Annotated in this window: 14 protein-coding genes; 9 read left to right on the top strand and 5 right to left on the bottom strand. The window is 64.9% G+C overall.

Annotated elements, in window-relative coordinates; genetic code table 11:
* Window positions 1-5 precede the first annotated feature (5 nt).
* Window positions 6-896, bottom strand: a complete 891-nt coding sequence (locus tag ACQ4WR_RS07275; protein ID WP_436486308.1) for a LysR family transcriptional regulator — start codon at window positions 894-896, stop codon at window positions 6-8.
* Between the two features lie 114 nt (window positions 897-1,010).
* Between ACQ4WR_RS07275 and ACQ4WR_RS07280 the strand changes: the two genes are divergently transcribed.
* Window positions 1,011-1,814, top strand: coding sequence for a DODA-type extradiol aromatic ring-opening family dioxygenase (locus ACQ4WR_RS07280; protein ID WP_436486310.1), 804 nt, complete (start codon window positions 1,011-1,013; stop codon window positions 1,812-1,814).
* A 123-nt stretch (window positions 1,815-1,937) separates the two neighbouring features.
* Here the strand turns inward: ACQ4WR_RS07280 and ylqF are convergent, their stop codons facing one another.
* Window positions 1,938-2,858, bottom strand: a complete 921-nt coding sequence (ylqF, locus tag ACQ4WR_RS07285) for a ribosome biogenesis GTPase YlqF (RefSeq protein ID WP_374755278.1) — start codon at window positions 2,856-2,858, stop codon at window positions 1,938-1,940.
* A gap of 155 nt (window positions 2,859-3,013) precedes the next feature.
* Between ylqF and ACQ4WR_RS07290 the strand changes: the two genes are divergently transcribed.
* Entirely contained in the window at window positions 3,014-3,880 is an 867-nt protein-coding gene (locus ACQ4WR_RS07290; RefSeq protein ID WP_436486312.1) for a hypothetical protein, read from the top strand.
* A 183-nt stretch (window positions 3,881-4,063) separates the two neighbouring features.
* Window positions 4,064-4,459 (top strand): hypothetical protein, encoded by a 396-nt coding sequence (locus ACQ4WR_RS07295; RefSeq protein ID WP_102298539.1) that lies wholly within the window; start codon window positions 4,064-4,066, stop codon window positions 4,457-4,459.
* Between the two features lie 14 nt (window positions 4,460-4,473).
* Here the strand turns inward: ACQ4WR_RS07295 and ACQ4WR_RS07300 are convergent, their stop codons facing one another.
* Window positions 4,474-5,400: a histone deacetylase family protein gene (locus ACQ4WR_RS07300; protein ID WP_436486314.1), complete on the bottom strand. Its 927-nt coding sequence runs from the start codon at window positions 5,398-5,400 to the stop codon at window positions 4,474-4,476.
* A 236-nt stretch (window positions 5,401-5,636) separates the two neighbouring features.
* Between ACQ4WR_RS07300 and ACQ4WR_RS07305 the strand changes: the two genes are divergently transcribed.
* The 5 genes from ACQ4WR_RS07305 (at window position 5,637) to ACQ4WR_RS07325 (ending at window position 11,950) form a co-directional block, all read left to right on the top strand.
* The gene (locus tag ACQ4WR_RS07305; protein ID WP_436486316.1) at window positions 5,637-6,545 is read left to right on the top strand and encodes an AAA family ATPase; all 909 of its coding nucleotides are present in this window, start codon (window positions 5,637-5,639) and stop codon (window positions 6,543-6,545) included.
* Window positions 6,546-6,610: 65 nt separating this feature from the next.
* On the top strand, window positions 6,611-7,963 hold the full coding sequence (locus ACQ4WR_RS07310) for a DUF58 domain-containing protein (protein ID WP_436486318.1): 1,353 nt from the start codon (window positions 6,611-6,613) through the stop codon (window positions 7,961-7,963).
* The gene (locus ACQ4WR_RS07315) at window positions 7,960-10,008 is read left to right on the top strand and encodes a transglutaminase TgpA family protein (protein WP_436486320.1); all 2,049 of its coding nucleotides are present in this window, start codon (window positions 7,960-7,962) and stop codon (window positions 10,006-10,008) included. Before ACQ4WR_RS07310 ends, ACQ4WR_RS07315 begins: the two co-directional genes overlap by 4 nt.
* A gap of 8 nt (window positions 10,009-10,016) precedes the next feature.
* The gene (gene mltB, locus ACQ4WR_RS07320; protein ID WP_436486321.1) at window positions 10,017-11,177 is read left to right on the top strand and encodes a lytic murein transglycosylase B; all 1,161 of its coding nucleotides are present in this window, start codon (window positions 10,017-10,019) and stop codon (window positions 11,175-11,177) included.
* A gap of 440 nt (window positions 11,178-11,617) precedes the next feature.
* Window positions 11,618-11,950 carry a hypothetical protein gene (locus ACQ4WR_RS07325; protein WP_034751784.1) on the top strand — a complete coding sequence of 111 codons (333 nt, stop codon included), beginning with the start codon at window positions 11,618-11,620 and terminating at the stop codon, window positions 11,948-11,950.
* Between the two features lie 252 nt (window positions 11,951-12,202).
* Here ACQ4WR_RS07325 and cysM read toward each other — a convergent pair whose 3' ends face one another.
* Window positions 12,203-13,105 carry a cysteine synthase CysM gene (cysM, locus tag ACQ4WR_RS07330; RefSeq protein ID WP_099400966.1) on the bottom strand — a complete coding sequence of 301 codons (903 nt, stop codon included), beginning with the start codon at window positions 13,103-13,105 and terminating at the stop codon, window positions 12,203-12,205.
* Window positions 13,106-13,354: 249 nt separating this feature from the next.
* Between cysM and ACQ4WR_RS07335 the strand changes: the two genes are divergently transcribed.
* Window positions 13,355-15,124, top strand: coding sequence for an FAD-dependent oxidoreductase (locus tag ACQ4WR_RS07335; RefSeq protein WP_436486323.1), 1,770 nt, complete (start codon window positions 13,355-13,357; stop codon window positions 15,122-15,124).
* Here ACQ4WR_RS07335 and ACQ4WR_RS07340 read toward each other — a convergent pair.
* Window positions 15,121-16,476 carry a M20/M25/M40 family metallo-hydrolase gene (locus tag ACQ4WR_RS07340; RefSeq protein WP_102298469.1) on the bottom strand — a complete coding sequence of 452 codons (1,356 nt, stop codon included), beginning with the start codon at window positions 16,474-16,476 and terminating at the stop codon, window positions 15,121-15,123. The two genes, ACQ4WR_RS07335 and ACQ4WR_RS07340, sit on opposite strands and share 4 nt — an antisense overlap.
* Between the last annotated feature and the right edge of the window lie 47 nt (window positions 16,477-16,523).

Here is a 16,523-nt window from a genome sequence, read left to right on the forward strand (position 1 = left end):
GCGGCTCAGCTTCCCAGGCGCGCCTCGTCGGCCAGGAAGTCGATGAAGGTGCGCACTTTCGACGACAGGTAGCGGCGGCTGGTATACACGGCGTACACGCTGCCGCCCGCCAGCTTGAAGCTGTCGAAGAGGCGCACCAGCCGCCCCGCCGCCAGGTCCGCATCCGTCTGCCACGACGGCAGCAGGGCGATGCCCATGCCGTCGAGCGCGGCCGCGTGCAGCAGGCTTTCGTTATTACATTGCAGCACTGGCGAGAATTTCACGGTGTCGCGCCCCTGCGCGCCGTCGAAGACCAATTCGTTGCCATTAAGCAACAGCGAATAGCTGATCATGGCGTGCTGCGCCAGTTCCTGCGGCATTTGCGGTGTCCCGGCGCGTGCCAGGTAGGCGGGCGCGGCCACCAGATGAAAAGCGATGCTGCCGATGGGGCGGGCGATCAGGCTCGGCGATGGCGCCTGGCTCACGCGCAGGGCCAGGTCAAAGCCCTCTTCCACCAGGTTGACGACCCGCCCGCTGAGGTCGATATCAAACGTCACTTCCGGAAAGCGTTCGCGGTAGGCCGCCAGGGCGCGCGTAAAAATGGCGTTGGCGAACCAGACGGGCGCACTCAGGCGCAGCATGCCGCGCGGCACCACCGTCGTGCGTCCGACCGTCGCTTCCACCTCGTCGAGATTGTCGAGCATCTCGCGGCACTGTTCAAAGTACACCTTGCCGATTTCCGTCAGGCTCAGGTGGCGGCTGCTGCGGTTCAGCAGACGCGCGCCCAGGTGGCGCTCCAGGTGCATCACATGCTTGCTGACCATGGCCGGCGACAGATCCAGGCGCTCGCTGGCGCGCACGAAACTGTCCAGCTCCACGACAGCGCGAAACACGCGCATGCTGCGCAAGGTATCCATGGCATCCCGATCATCAACAAAACGGAAATGATATATCAATAATAGCGATCTTGATCAACTCATCGCGCATGACTATCATGGCTTCCATCCACAGCCATTCCATCAGGAGCCGCCATGCAAGAGCACACCTTCCCCACTTACTTCCTGTCGCACGGCGGCGGCCCGTGGCCGTTCATGAAAGAACAGTTCGGCGGCCGCTACGACGTGCTCGAAGCGTCCTTGCAGGATATCCCGCGCCAGATCGGCGCGCGCCCGAAAGCCGTGCTGGTGGTGACGGCGCACTGGGAAGGGCCGCAGTTTCTCGTTTCGGCCAGCCCGCGCCCGGGCATGATCTACGATTATTCGGGCTTTCCGCCGCACACCTATCAAATCCAGTACCCGGCGCCTGGCGCGCCGGACCTGGCGACGCAAGTGAAACAGTTGCTGGATGCTGCCGGCCACCCGGCGCGCCTGGACCATGAGCGGGGCTTCGACCACGGCACCTTCAGCGCCCTGTTCCCCATCTACCCGCAGGCGGACGTGCCGCTGGTGCAATTGTCGCTGAAACACGGCTACGATCCGCTCGCCCACGTCGAGGTGGGCCGCGCGCTGGCCAGCCTGCGCCGCCAGGGCGTGCTGATACTGGGCAGCGGCCTGTCGTACCATAATCTGCGCCAGTTCGGCCAGGCGGGCGCCGCCGCCTCGCACCATTTCGACGCCTGGCTGCGCCAGACCATGGCCCTGCCGCCGGCGCAACGGCTGGCGCAATTGCTGGCCTGGGACCAGGCGCCGGGCGCGCGCCAGGCCCATCCGCAGGAAGACCACTTGCTGCCGCTGATGGTGGCGCTGGGCGCCGCCGAACAGGAAGCGGCGCAGGTGGTGTACCACGAGGAGGATTTCTTTGGGGCGCTGGCGGTGACGAGTTTCAGGTTTGGCTAAGGCGGCAACATAAACCTCCACGGCGAAAATGCCGGGGTCGGACGGGGACACCGAGTCCCTGAGGATCCGACCCCGGTCGTCGCTGTTGGGTTAAAAAAAGCCGCTAACTAGCGGCTTTTTTAGTTACGTGCCGCGCTTGCCGCGCGCCGCATTTTTCGCCTTCTCGGCTGCGATCTCCGCCGCCTTCGCCGCTTTTTCCGCCATCTCGGCCGCGTGCTGGGCCAGCAGGGCGGCGCGCGTGTCCGGCGTTTCCAGCGAGATGCGTCCCAGGATGCCGCTGCGGTAGTCGAGCAGCAGGGTGTGCGAGGCTTTCTCGAAATCGTAATCGCCGCCCTTGATGCGGAAACCGCGCTTGGCGGCGATGCCTTCGACCACGCCGATGGCGTCGACTTCATCGACCTTGGTGCCGTAGCGGGCAGCCAGCAAGTCCGGGTAGCGCTTGAGCAATTCCTCGGCCAGGAACACGGCCACTTCTTCTTCGATCAGCGCGTTCGAGCCGATGGCGTGGCTGGCCGCCAGCATCAGGCCGTCGCTGGGGATGGCGATCTTCGGCCACAGCATGCCGGGCGTATCGACCAGGATGGTGTTCTTGTCCAGGTACAGCTTTTGCTGCATTTTTGTCACGGCCGGCTCGTCGCCCACTTTCGCCACGCGCTTTTTCAGCAGCGCATTCATCAGGGTCGACTTGCCCACGTTGGGGATGCCCATGATCATGATGCGCAGCGGCTTCGTCGGCACGCCGCGGTGCGGCGCCAGCGACTTGGCCAGTTCCGGAATGCGCGCCACGTCGCCCGGTTTCTTGGTCGTCATCGCGTACGCGGTCACGCCTTCCTGGGCATTGAAATACGCCACCCAGGCGGCCGTGGCGGCCGGGTCGGCCAGGTCGGTCTTGTTGAGGATTTTCAGGCAGGGGCGCTGGCGGAACAGGCGCAGCTCGTCCACCATGGGATTGCAGCTGGCTGCCGGCAGGCGCGCGTCCACCACTTCAATCACCAGATCGGTGTTTTCCATGGTCTCGGCCGCTTTCTTGCGGGCCGCGTTCATGTGTCCCGGGTACCATTGTATCGCCATGCTCTTGCCTTCAAAATCGTTCAGTCAATCCGCTATTTTACGTGGTTGCCGCCACAGCGTCCCGTTTACTAGCTGCAATGGCTGGCGTGCGACACGAACGAGACAATTGGTGATAATTTGGCAGTTACATGAATGATAATATCCGGCATCCGTTTTCCTGCACGGCACGCTTCCCCTGCAACGCTTACCTGGCCCTTCCCATGCATTTGTCCCGCATCGCCCTTGCCGCCGCCCTCGCCGCCTGCCTGACGCCTGCCCTGGCACAGGAGCAGCCCGCGCCGCCAGGCGAGCCGGCACAAGACGAGATTGCCCAGGTGGTCGATGTGCAAAGCACGCGCGATCCCGAACTGCGCTCCTACCGCACCATGCTCAAGGGCGTCGACGCGTATGCCGACCACCTGCGCCTGGCGCCCGACGCGCCGCTGCGCTTCATGCTGATCCCGGCCACGCCATCGGGCAGGCTCGATGGCGTGACCTTGCACCTGGAAGCGGACAATCTGTCGATTCCGATCCCGCTGGCGGCGAACGGCAGCTTCCAGCTGGCGCGCGACAAAACGGCCTACGATGCGAATGCCGACCTGGTCAGCAACAAGAAGCGCGATACCCTGCGCTGGCGCGCCGACATCCATACGCCGGGCTTGCCAGCCAATGTGCGCCGGCTGGGCGATTTGCGCCTGGAATGCGAAATCCGCTGGGCGGTGGAACAGGACCGGCTGTCGTTTGTCCGCCGCAACCTGTTCCGCATGGCGGGCGGGCCGTGCCATTCGTCGCTGATCCACGTGCCCTTCCCCACCTTCCGCGCGCTCGCTGCCGTGCGCGCCACTTCGGGCGGGCGCACGGCGGACATCCGCATCACCGACGACCGCCTGCGCTATGTGCCGCCCCTGCATGACGGCAGCTGGGACAACGACACGCTGCTGACCCTCACCTATGCCGACGGCAGCACCCTCGCCAACGCCGCGCCACCGGCGCCCGCCCCCGCCCACGCCCAGTAAGTCAGGAATACCGCGCCATGGTGGCGCGGAAAAACCACAAAATCTTTCCGCGTGGATTCTTTAATTTACTTAAAGCAATAAAAGCTGTGCTTTATGTGCTTTAATATCGCCTCTTAAATGAAAAGCAATTATTTTCCAGGCAGGCAGCGCCTTGCCGGGAAGATAGGCAAGGGAAAGTGCGATATGACGACGGAACAGACTGGCATGGCACCAGCGGTGCGGCCGGAGCCTGCCGGCCTGCGGCCTAGCGGCTGCAAGGGCGCCCGGCCCAAGCGCGCGCCGCGCAGTGGCAGCGTGCCGCAGTTGAAGAAGGAATGCCGGCAATTGCAGCTGCACATCACGCAACTGGAAGAGCGCCTGAAACGCCAGAGCGCCGACAGCTACGGCTTGCAGATGCTGTACGACCAGCTGGTCAATGAAATCAAGCACCACCGCGACATGCTGCAGCTCGAAAGTTTCGACGCGGAAAAATCCGCCGCCGTCTACACGCAAGCCTGGCGCCGCTTCATGGCCGGCAACGCGCTCGATTACCAGACCCATCGCCACACCAATTCGCGCAGCCGCCCGAGCCTGCTGTAATCAGCGTTCCATGACTACAGCTCCGCCAGCGCCTTCACGTGCGCAGCCACGCTGCGGCCCAGCGACGACAGGTTGTAGCCCCCCTCCAGGCAGCTGACGATACGCCCCTTGCCATACTGATTGGCCACCGCCATCATCTGCTGCGTCAGCCACGCATAGTCGGACTCCACCAGGCCCATGCCGCCCACGTCGTCTTCACGGTGGGCATCGAAGCCGGCGGAAATGAAGATCATCTGCGGCCGCTGGCGGTGCAGCGCGGGCAGCCAGTGGTCGAGCACGAGCTGGCGCACGGCATCGCCTTTCGAGCGGGCCGGCACGGGCACGTTGACGCGCGTGTCCGTATACGATTCCACATCGCTGTACGGATAAAACGGGTGCTGGAAAAAGCTGACCATCAGGATGCGCGGATCGTGCGCCACGGATTCGGCCGTGCCATTGCCGTGATGCACATCGAAATCGACGATGGCTACGCGCTCGAGCCCGCGCACGTCGAGCGCATGCTTGGCGGCGATGGCGACGTTATTGAACAGGCAGAATCCCATCGGTTCGCTGGGCCGCGCATGGTGGCCGGGCGGGCGGATCGAGCAGAAGGCGTTGCTGATCTCGCCATCGATGACGGCGTCCGTGGCGGCCACGGCCGAGCCGGCCGCCGCCAGCGCCGCGTTGTAGCTGTGCGCGTTGAGCAGGGTGTCGCCGTCGAGCGGGTAATAGTCGCCCACCGGCGGCACATTGTCGCGCACCAGGCCGATGGCCGTGGCGCTGTGGTTGCGCTCGATATCGGACAATTGCGCGCGCACGCCGTCGCGGTGCTCGACCAGGTCGCTGATGTGCGCGAGGATCAGCTGATCATTGATGGCCTGCAGGCGGGCCGGCGATTCGGGATGCCAGTCGCCCATTTCGTGGCGCTGGCAATCGGGATGGGTATAAATGGCTGTGCTCATGCGCTGTACTGGTTACCTCTGTCTCTGTCCATTCTCTGTCCGCACGGTGTGCAGACGGGAATGCCGCATCGCATTCCCGCCTGCCTGGCGCGTTCTCGCATAAAATCATTGGCTGGTCTGTGCCGCCCTTGCTTCCACCCTAATCTACCACGTGCGCCATGCGGGCGGGCGGCGCGGTTTGACCTGGCCAAAGCGATTGTAAATTAAATAATCCGACTTACTGTGATAGAAATAGCATGTTTTCGAAAATACACCAGGCCGCACACCAGATCGGCGAAGTTCTCGTCGGCAAAGACTTGCAGATCCGCCAGACCCTGGCCTGCGTACTGGCCGGCGGCCACCTGCTGATCGAGGATGTGCCCGGCGTCGGCAAGACCACCCTGGCCCACGCGCTGGCCATCTCGCTGGGCCTGCAATGGAAACGCCAGCAATTTACCAGCGACCTGCTGCCCGCCGACGTGGCCGGCATGAGCGTGTATGACCGGGGCAGCGGCAGTTTCATCTTCCACCCCGGCCCCCTGTTTACGCAAGTGCTGCTGGCCGACGAGATCAACCGCGCCACGCCGAAGACGCAATCGGGCTTGCTCGAAGCGATGGAAGAGCGGCAAGTGACGCTCGACGGCGTCACGCGCGCCCTGCCGCAGCCGTTTTTCGTCATCGCCACGCAAAACTGCGCGCACCAGCTGGGCACCTTTCCCCTGCCCGAATCGCAGCTCGACCGCTTTCTCATGTGCGTCACCCTCGGCTACCCGGACCCGGCCGCCGAACGGGCGCTGCTGCTGGGCGCCGAGCGCCGCGCCATGCTCGATACCTTGCCGGCCGTGATGGATGGCGATGAACTGCTGCGGGCGCAGGCGGGCTTGCGCAGCATCCATGCATCGGCCGCCGTGGTCGATTACGTACTGGCGCTGGTGCACGCCACGCGCGCGCCGGGCGTGTTTGCCGACGGCCTCAGCCCCCGCGCCGCGCTGGCCCTGCTGCAGGCGGCGCGCGCCTGGGCCGCCCTCGAAGGCCGCGACCATGTCACGCCCGACGATGTGCAAGCCGTGCTCTTGCCTGTCTGCGCCCACCGCCTGCATGCGGCGCAAGGCAGCACGGACAGCCGCACGCTGCTGCGGCAACTGCTGCTGACCATCCCCGTGTGAACGGCATGCATCCTGGCGGCAAACTTCACGGCGGTAAAGACCCAGGCGGCAAGCATGCCGGCGGCATGCGTGCGCGCAGCCGCCCATGGCTGCCGGCGCGCCCGTGGCTGGGCGCGCAGCGCGTGCACATCCGTCCTTCGCGCGCGGGACTGGCTTTTGCCGCGCTGCTGCTGGCGCTGTGGATCGCCGCCGTCAATTACCACCTGGGCCTGGGCTACGCGCTGACGTATTTGGCCGCGGCCTGCGCCATCGCCGACATGCTGTTTGCCAGTCGCAACCTGGCCGGACTGGCCCTGGCGGCCACGCCGGGCCAGCCCGTGTTTGCGGGCAGCCAGGCGTTCTTCCACTTGCGCCTGATTAACCGCAGCGCCCGCCCGCGCCATGCTATCCACCTGGGCGCGACGGCCGCCGCCAGCGCGCCTGCGGCACCGAAGCTGGCCGACATCGTCGCCCACGGGGAAACCACCGTCGCCATCGGCCTGACGGCGCGGCAGCGGGGCTGGCTGCACGCGCCAGCCGTGCGCCTGTCCAGCAGCTTTCCACTGGGCCTGTTTTATGACTGGTGCCATTGGCAACCGGAAGCGCGCGTGCTCGTGTATCCGCCCCCGGAACAGGACGCGCCGCCCCTGCCCGTACACGTACACGCCGGCATGGCACACCCGGCCCGGCAGCCTGCCGCGGCCGATGGCGCGCTGGAACTGGCCGGCGTGCGCGCCTACCAGCCCGGCGATCCGCTGCAGCGGCTGGCCTGGCGCCAGATCGCCCGCCATGACGGCGAACACGTGTTCAGCAAACATTTCCAGCCTGCCGCCGATGCGCGCACGGGCGCCACCCCTGGCCAGGTCATGCTCGACCATGCCACCCTGCACGCCCTGGCGCCGGAAGCGCGCTTGTCGCGCCTGGCCGCCTGGGTGCTGGCAGCGGAACGCGGCAGCGTGCCATATGGCTTGCGCCTGGGCCCGCTGACCATCGCCCCTGGCCTGGGCGCCAGCCACCGCGACGCCTGCCTGCGGGCGCTGGCCCTGCATGGCTTGCCGCAGGAGCAGGCAGGCACGCAGGCAAGCGCGCATGAGACGGCACGGCAGACGGCAGCAGCCACCATGCAGACAACTGCAATGGGGACCGCATTGGCAACTGCACTGACAACAGCACTGGCAACAGCGCAGACACCGGCACTGGCAACGGCGCAGGCAACAGCGCAGACACCGGCACTGGCAACGGCGCAGGCAACAGCGCAGACAACTGCACTGGCAACAGCACTGGCAACAGCACTGGCAACGGCGCAGGCAACAGCCCAGGCAGCTCAGCCGGCAGAGTCGGCAGAGCCAGCGCAAGCGGCACAGCCAAGCCCAGCGGCGCAGACAAACCGGACAACTCATGCCGCGCAGGCCACGCAGACCACGCAGGCGGCGCCATGATGGGCCGGCTGCGCAACTTGCCACGTGACAAGGCCGACATCCTGCTGCTCCTGTTGGCGGCCGCCATGGTGCTGGCGCCGCACGCGCTGCACCTGCCGTGGTGGCTGTCCATGGCCGCTGCCGCCCCCTTGCTGTGGCGCGCCAGCATCACCGTGCGCGGCCAGCGCCAGCCGCGACTCGTCCTGCTCCTGCCGCTGGCGCTGCTGGGTATTGCCGGCGTTTACGCCAGCTACGGCACCCTGTTAGGGCGCGATCCCGGCGTCGCCATGCTGGTCTTGCTGCTGGCCTTGAAATCGCTGGAAATGCACGGCCGGCGCGACGTCTTCGTATTTGTTTTCCTGAGTTTTTTCCTCCTGCTGGCCAATTTTTTCCATACGCAAGGCATCCTCAGCGCCGCCTGGATGCTGGCGACCGTCATCGTCCTGCTGGCCGCCCTGCTGTCGGCCCAGTACGGCGCCATGCAGCCGCGCCTGGCGCAAAGACTGCGCTTGCTGGGCCGCATGCTGGCGCTGGCCATGCCTCTGGCCGCCCTGATGTTCATCTTCGTGCCACGCCTCGACGCGCCCTTGTGGGGCAAGGCGCAGGATGGCACGCAGGCGCGCACGGGTTTGTCGGACAGCATGCAGCCGGGCGCCATCGCCTCGCTGGCCCTGTCGGGCGAACCCGTCTTTACAGCCCGCTTCAGCACGCCGATCCCGCCGCAAGACCAGCTGTATTGGCGCGGCGTGGTGCTGGGCGACTACGACGGCAGCACCTGGACGCGCAGCGGCGCCGCCCCCGGCCAGCGCCAGCGGGCCATCAACGGCAAGATCGACATCGCGCTCGACGGCAGCCCCAGCAATTATGAAGTGACCTTGCAGCCCAGCGGCCAGCGCCGCATCTTCGTGCTCGACGTGCCGCGCAGCATCGAACGCCTGCCCGGCAACCCGTATGTCGTCTCGCCCGCCCTGGAAGTGCTGACAGTGCAGCCTATTACTTCGACCGTGCGTTACCGCGCCAGTTCCATGCCGCGCTACCGCTTGCAGGCGGGTCTGTCGCCGGCGCAACGGCAGCCATGGCTGTCCTTGCCCGCCGACAGTAACCCGCGCAGCGTGGCCTGGGCCCGCGCCCTGCGCGGCAGCGGCGCGCAGGCGCTGGCACCGCAGGCGGCCATCGCCGCCGTGCTCGACCACTTCCGCCGCGCGCCGTTCCGCTACACCTTGCAGCCGCCGCTGCTGGACAAGGAGAATAACGTCGATGCCTTCCTGTTTGGCACGCAGGCGGGCTTTTGCGAGCATTACGCGGGCAGCTTCGTCGTGCTGATGCGCGCCATGGGCATTCCCGCGCGCGTCGTCACCGGCTACCAGGGCGGCACGCGCGGCGCCGCAGCAGCGGGCGACGGCGCCAGCCTGACGGTGCGCCAGTCCGATGCCCACGCCTGGAGCGAAGTGTGGCTGGCCGGCCAGGGCTGGGTGCGCATCGACCCCACCAGCGCCGTGGCGCCCTTGCGCACGCAGCGCAACCTCGATTCCGCCCTGCCGCCCGCGCCCGTGCCGTCGCCATTGACCGCCTGGCGCGCGCTGGTGGGACTCGACGGCGGCAGCGGCGGCGCCATCGCTGCCTGGCAGCAGCAGTGGCAGCAGGCCCAGCACGCGTGGAACAACTGGGTGCTCGATGCCACGCCGCAGCGCCAGCGCGCCATGCTCGATGGCTTGCGCAGCCTGCCGGCGAACAGCATCGCGCTGGCCTGTGCCGTGCTGGCCCTGGCCGCCGCGCTGGCTGGCGGCCTCGTGTACCGGACCCGGCACCGGCCCGGCGATCCGCTCGACCGCCTGTATGCCCGCTTTTGCCGCCTGCAGGCACGGCGCGGCTACAGCCGTGCGCCACACGAAGGCCCGCACGGTTATGCTGCCCGGCTGGCGGCGGGCACGGCCACGCCCGAGGCGCACGCCGCCATCGCACGCTTTCTGGCAATCTATGCCGCGATGAAGTATGGTAATGCCAGCCCAGACGACCACCTCCGCGCGCGGCGCAGCTTGCGCCGCCTGTTAACCCAATGCCGATGAGACGCTCCTTGTTACCGATCAAATACCCCGCCCTGTCCCTGCTGCTCTCCCTTCCCCTGTGCCTTGCCAACGTGCATGCCGGCGAAAACAGCAATATTTCGGCCGCCGACCGTGCCAAGGCCGTGCGCGCGGCCAAGGCCCAGCCCGTGAAGAACGCTGCCGGCAAACCTGCCACAAAGAAAGCGCCGGCGAAGTTCGACTTCGAAGGCGAGTTTGTCGACTATGCCAACTGGAAAGAGGTCCGCGCCTTCCTCGACGACATGTCCGCCAAGCATGGCTTTGACCGTGCCGAGCTCGACACGCTGATCGGCAAGGTGCGCTATGTGGAATCGACGGTGCAGCTGATGAAACCGGCGCCGCCCGGCAAGCCGAAGAACTGGCAAGCCTACAGCGCCCGCTTCATCGAGCCGGTGCGCATCAATGCGGGCGTGAAATTCTGGGAAGAAAATGCGCAAGCGCTGGAGCGCGCCGAACGCGAGTATGGCGTGCCGGCCGAGATTATCGTCGGCATCATCGGCGTGGAAACCGTGTATGGCCGCAACACAGGGCGCTTCCGCGTGCTCGACGCGCTGACCACCTTGGCATTTTCCTATCCGGAAAGCCCGACGCGCGCGGCACGCATGGAATTTTTCAAGGGCGAACTGGAAAACGCGCTGCTGTTCGCGCGCAAGGATGGCATCGATCCGCTGACCTTGCTCGGCTCCTACGCGGGCGCCATCGGCCTGCCCCAGTTCATGCCGAGCAGCATCATGAAATATGCGGTGGACTTCGATGGCGATAGTCACATCGACCTGCGCAATTCGACCACGGATGCCATCGGCAGCGTGGCGCATTTCCTCGTCGAACACGGCTGGCGCCGCGACGATCCGGCCATCAGTGTCTACCCGGTCAACGTTTCATCCAGCCACGCATGGGAAAAATTCATCGGCCAGGGCTTGCAGGCCAAGTACCGGCTGGACGAGTTGCAGGCGGCCGGCGTCAGCCCCGTCTCGCCGCCGCCACAAAACATGTTGTTCGGCTTGATCGATTTACAAAATGGTTCGGAAGCAACTGAGTATAGCTTGGCAACCAATAACTTCTTTGCTATAACTCAGTACAACAGAAGTTATTTTTATGCCATGTCGGTGATCGACTTGGGCAAGGCTATCCGGCAAGTGCGCGCACGCTAACCGAAAGTCAGTGTAAAGTTATAATATTACTTGTAAGAAAGCGTAAGCGATGTTGAAGCGGCCTGCAAAGAGGTCTATGGTGGAGTCGCTAACATCGCGCCAGCCTCGTTCGCCAGCCTGTTGTGCGGCACGGGATACAAAAATGGTTTTATACTTAACTTTTGTCAAAGTACAATTTTTGTTCTATCATAGAGCATATTAAAGAATAAATAGGTGTTGCAACAAGACAACACGTATTCTGTGCCAGGCAAGATTGCAGTGCTTTCCAGCCTGAAATTGAATCCTGCTGTACAATTGTGTATATATTATGAAAAACTGTATCCCGGATCGTACCGTGTGTGAATTCGTTCCTTTTAGTAAAGAATGAACATGAACGCAGCAAGAGCGAGCTCCGAGTGTTTTTTACTTTGCAGTGCAACTACAGAAGGAACAATAACATCATGACAAACCAAGTCGGCATTGATATGAACAGCGATTCGGACTCCGACGATCTGCTGCAGTACAACCCAAACAGATTGCTCGATACTCTGATCGAAAACCTGCGCCTGAAAAACGACGCAGCATTGTCCCGCGCACTGGAAGTGGCGCCACCCGTCATCAGCAAAATCCGTCACCACCGCCTGCCGGTCGGCGCATCGCTGTTGATCCGCATGCACGAAGTCAGCGACCTGAGCATCCGCGACCTGCGTTACCTGATGGGTGACCGTCGCAACAAATTCCGCATCAGCGACAAGCAATTCAAGCCAAAAGAAGGCGAAACGCCACAAGGCTGATCCTGCCAGTTGCGCAGGTTTTCCCTCCCCGCCGCGGGGAGGGGGTATTTCAGTAGTTCTCAGGCCGTCCTGGCCGATATATTTTCCACCAGGCCTTATTCTCCAAGCTGTATCGACGCCCGGCAAAACCGTAGCGAGCGGCATTCATTTGTGGTCAGGAAGCGCACCCTAGCTCTGCACGGGGACGCCGAGCCGGTGCGCATCGCAGGCCGCACAGCGCGCCGCGCCGCAGGTGTCGCTGGACGTCCTCTATCAGGCAGGAAACACGCCGGTGGACAGATAGCGGTCGCCGCGGTCGCACACGACAAACACGATGGTCGCGTTTTCCACCGTTTGCGAGATGCGCAGCGCGATCTCGCAGGCGCCGGCCGCCGAGATGCCGCAGAACAAGCCTTCTTCCGCCGCCAGGCTGCGCGCCATGCGCTCGGCCACGCCCTGGCTCACGTATTCCACCTGGTCGACGCGGCTCTTGTCATAGATTTTCGGCAGATACGCTTCCGGCCATTTGCGGATGCCGGGAATCTGCGAGCCTTCCTCGGGCTGTGCGCCGATGATCTGGATGGCGGGATTCTGCTCCTTCAGATAGCGCGACACGCCCATGATGGTGCCCGTCGTGCCCATGGCGCTGACAAAATGCGTGACCTGGCCATTCGTATCGCGCCAGATTTCCGGCCCCGTGCTTTCATAGTGGGCGCGCGCATTGTCTTCGTTGGCGAACTGGTCGAGGATGATGCCGCGGCCATCCTTCTGCATCTGCTCGGCCAGGTCGCGCGCATATTCCATGCCGCCCGTCTTGGGTGTGAGCAAGATGTCGGCGCCGTAGGCGGCCATGCTCTGGCGCCGCTCCACGCTGAGGTTATCGGGCATCAGCAGCAGCATCTTGTAGCCGCGCAAGGCGGCGGCCATCGCCAGGGCGATGCCCGTGTTGCCGCTGGTCGCTTCGATCAGGGTATCGCCTGGCTTGATGACGCCGCGCTCTTCCGCGCGCTTGAGCATGGACATGGCGGCACGGTCTTTCACGGAACCGGCCGGGTTGTTGCCTTCCAGCTTGCCGAGGATGACATTGTTGCGCGCCAGCGCATCGGCGCCCGGCAAGCGCGTCAGCTGCACCAGCGGGGTATTGCCTATCGTATCTTCCAGTGTCTTGTAAGCCATCGTGTCTGTTTGAGTGTTTTCAAGAAAGACCCATTCTAATATGAGATGCCCGCAGGCGTATGGCTAAAACCCGCGCCCGCCAGGGCCGGAAGGCGCGCAGGCCGGCCCGGCGCAATGCCGCATGACAGCACGATTTCCACCCTTGCAAGGGCGTGCGCCTGGGTTTTTTCCACGCCCTGCGCGCGCATGCGCTAGACTCGTGACATTAGTTATTTTAGTAATTTGCTTATTCATTCAATGGACTAGCCCATGGCCAGCACTCCCCCTGAATTCATTCCCGAAAGCACCACCGACGACGCCGTGCAAGCGCCCGCCATGGATCTGGCGAACCGGCGCCACCAGATCTGGCCCGTCTTCAGCGCGGCCGAACTGCGCCGCCTGGAGCGCTTCGGCCACCACGCCCGGCATGCGGACGGGGCAAGCATGTTCCAGGCCGGCAGCAGCGATTTCGGCATGCTGGTCATTCTTTCAGGCAAGGTCGCCATCAGCCGCCACGAAGGCCTGGGCAAGACGTCGCCGATGAGCGAACTGGTGGCGGGCCAGTTCATCGCCGAAGTGGCGCAGCTGTCGGGCCGTCCCGCCCTCGTGAACGGCGCGGCCGTAGGCGAAGTGGAAGTGCTGGTGATCAGCCCCGAATCCTTGCGCGCGCTGATCGTGGCCGAAGCGGAGCTGGGCGAACGCATCGTGCGCGCGCTGATCCTGCGCAGAGTCGGACTGATCAATGTCAACTCGGGCGGTCCCGTGCTGGTGGGGCCACGCGGCAATGGCAATTTGTTCCAGCTGCAAAGTTTCTTGGCCAGCAATGGCCACCCGCACACGGTGCTCGACCCGGCTACGGATGCGGCCGCCGCCGCGCTGGCCGCAACCTACCAGCCCGCGCCGCAGGAATGGCCGCTGGTGGTATGCCCCGATGGCAAGGTCATGAAAAATCCCGGCAATGCGGAACTGGGGCGCTGCCTGGGCATGCTGCCCGACCTGTCCGGCGACAAGATTTTCGACGTGCTGGTGGTGGGCGCCGGTCCGGCCGGGCTGGCCACGGCCGTGTATGCGGCGTCGGAAGGGCTATCCGTGCTGGCGCTGGAACAGCGCGCCTACGGCGGCCAGGCCGGCGCCAGCGCGCGCATCGAAAACTACCTGGGATTTCCAACGGGGATATCCGGCCGCGCGCTGGCGGGACGCGCCTATGTGCAGGCGCAAAAATTCGGCGTCGAGATCGCCACGCCGGCCAGCGCCGCCAACTTGCTGTGCGACAGCTGGCCGCTGCGCGTCAACTTGTGCGACGGCACGCAGGTGCGCGCCCGCACGGTGGTGCTGTCGTGCGGTGCGCGCTACCGCCGCCCGTCGCTGGCGAACCTGAAAACCTATGAAGGACGGGGCGTGTATTACTGGGCTTCGCCGATCGAGGCCAAGCTGTGCAAGCAAGAAGAGATCATCCTGGTGGGCGGCGGCAATTCGGCCGGCCAGGCGGCCGTATTTCTCTCCGGCCACGCAGCCAAGGTCCACATGGTGATCCGCGGCGAGGGGCTGGCGGCCAGCATGTCGAGCTATCTGATCGACCGCATCGCGGCCACGCCCAACATCACCTTGCACACGCACACGGAAATCATCGCCCTCGAAGGCGACGAAGATGGCTTGACGGGCGCGCGCTGGCGCAACAACCGCACCGGCGAGAAATGCGATTGCAAGGTGCGCCGCGTCTTCCTGTTTGTCGGCGCCGATCCGAACACGGACTGGCTGCGCGACTGCGCCGTCGCCGTCGACGAACAGGGCTTCATCCGCACGGGCTTCGACGTCACGCGCGCCGAATGCCGCGCGCATGGCCACACTGCGCAGTTACCTTACCCGCCGCCCGGCTTGCCGGAGCGGGCCGCGCTGGAAACGAGCGTGCCGGGCGTGTTCGCCATCGGCGACGTGCGCGCCGGCTCGACCAAGCGCGTGGCCGCCGCCGTGGGCGAAGGCGCGGCCGTGGTCTCGCAGATCCACGGCTTCCTGGCCAGATTGCCTGTCGGCAGCGCCTAGCGCAGCGGCATCGGGTACGTTGCCACGCTGACGTTGCCATCCTTGTCGATGGCCTGGACGCCGAAGAAATAGTTGTCTTTCGACAGGTTCAAACGGGCTTCCGTGACATTGCCCACGTCTTGCGCGCCCTGCCATTGATCGGCGGTGGTGGCGCGCCAGACGACGCGGTAGCCGGCCAGGTCCGGCTCCGTGTTCGGCTGCCACTGCAAGGTGGTGGCGTTTTCCAGCTGCGCCGTGCGCACCTGGACCTGCGACGGCGCGGCCGGCGCCAGGGCCAGCGAAGCGAGCGCAGCCGCATTCACGCGCGCCACTTTCGCCACGTAGCCGTAATCGACGAATTGCGGCAAATCGCCATATTGCACACCGTTTTCCACGCGCACATCCTGGTGCTGGTGAGCAAAATCCTCATGCGGTTCCGTGAAGCGCAGGGCCGCATAGCCTTGCGCCAGGAAAGGCATGTGGTCGCCGCCGCGCAGATAGCGGTCGGCGCGCTGGATGACGTTGACCTGGAAGCCGGGCACGTAGCGCTCGCCCACCTGCTTCACGTGGCGCGCCAGCTGGCGCGAAATGGAATCATTTTCGCCGCCCGTCGCCACCAGGGCGCGCACGCCATCGCTCATTTCCTTGACGGCGGGAATGCCTTCGGCAAACAAACGCACCTGGCCGCCATCGACCGTGCCGTCGTCGGCGCGCGAGCTGCCGATGATGTCGTTATTGAGCATGCCGGCGATATTGAGCTTTTTCAGTTTCGCCTGCTGCGCCCAGTGGCCGGAACCCAGCAAGCCCTGCTCCTCGGCCGCCACCGTCATGAAGACCAGGGTGGCGTCGAACTGCTGGCGCGCCATCACGCAGGCCATTTCGATCACGGCCGCCGTGCCCGAGGCATCGTCGTTGGCGCCCGGCGCGTCGCCCTTCGCATCCATCACGTCGGTGGCGCGCGAATCATAATGGCCGCTGACGACATAAATGCGCTCGGCAGATTGCGGCTGGCTGCCCGGCAAGGTGGCCACCACGTTGACGATTTCCGTCGGCCGCGAAATGCGTTTCGACACGGGCGCGATGTGGCTGTCGAACGCCACCTGCAGGCGCCCGCCCGCCTGCGCGCCGCAGCGCTCCAGCTCGGCCTTGATCCAGCGCCGCGCCGCGCCGATGCCTTGCGTGTCGGAGACGGTATCGGACATGGTATGGCGCGTCTGGAAGCTGACCAGCTTGCGCACATGCGCTTCGATGCGCTGCGGCGAGATGTCCGCCACGATCTGCTGGATCTGCTGGCTTTGCTGCTGCGTCGCCGGTGCCGCCACCACGCCCGCCGACAGCAAGGCTGCCGTCACTCCCGTCAATATCCGTACCATGCCGCCGTCTCCCGAGAATATAAGTAGAGGTGCATTCTCGCATTTTT

Source organism: Janthinobacterium amylolyticum (assembly GCF_051380655.1).
Lineage (GTDB): Bacteria > Pseudomonadota > Gammaproteobacteria > Burkholderiales > Burkholderiaceae_D > Janthinobacterium.

Coding starts and splice junctions, on each gene's coding strand:
- ACQ4WR_RS07305 (WP_436486316.1), top strand. CDS start 5,637: ATGTTTTCGAAAATACACCAGGCCGCACACCAGATCGGCGAAGTTCTC.
- ACQ4WR_RS07300 (WP_436486314.1), bottom strand. CDS start 5,400: ATGAGCACAGCCATTTATACCCATCCCGATTGCCAGCGCCACGAAATG.
- ACQ4WR_RS07335 (WP_436486323.1), top strand. CDS start 13,355: ATGGCCAGCACTCCCCCTGAATTCATTCCCGAAAGCACCACCGACGAC.
- ACQ4WR_RS07310 (WP_436486318.1), top strand. CDS start 6,611: ATGCGTGCGCGCAGCCGCCCATGGCTGCCGGCGCGCCCGTGGCTGGGC.
- cysM (WP_099400966.1), bottom strand. CDS start 13,105: ATGGCTTACAAGACACTGGAAGATACGATAGGCAATACCCCGCTGGTG.
- ACQ4WR_RS07315 (WP_436486320.1), top strand. CDS start 7,960: ATGATGGGCCGGCTGCGCAACTTGCCACGTGACAAGGCCGACATCCTG.
- ACQ4WR_RS07340 (WP_102298469.1), bottom strand. CDS start 16,476: ATGGTACGGATATTGACGGGAGTGACGGCAGCCTTGCTGTCGGCGGGC.
- ACQ4WR_RS07295 (WP_102298539.1), top strand. CDS start 4,064: ATGACGACGGAACAGACTGGCATGGCACCAGCGGTGCGGCCGGAGCCT.
- ACQ4WR_RS07290 (WP_436486312.1), top strand. CDS start 3,014: ATGAATGATAATATCCGGCATCCGTTTTCCTGCACGGCACGCTTCCCC.
- ACQ4WR_RS07325 (WP_034751784.1), top strand. CDS start 11,618: ATGACAAACCAAGTCGGCATTGATATGAACAGCGATTCGGACTCCGAC.
- ACQ4WR_RS07280 (WP_436486310.1), top strand. CDS start 1,011: ATGCAAGAGCACACCTTCCCCACTTACTTCCTGTCGCACGGCGGCGGC.
- ylqF (WP_374755278.1), bottom strand. CDS start 2,858: ATGAACGCGGCCCGCAAGAAAGCGGCCGAGACCATGGAAAACACCGAT.
- ACQ4WR_RS07275 (WP_436486308.1), bottom strand. CDS start 896: ATGGATACCTTGCGCAGCATGCGCGTGTTTCGCGCTGTCGTGGAGCTG.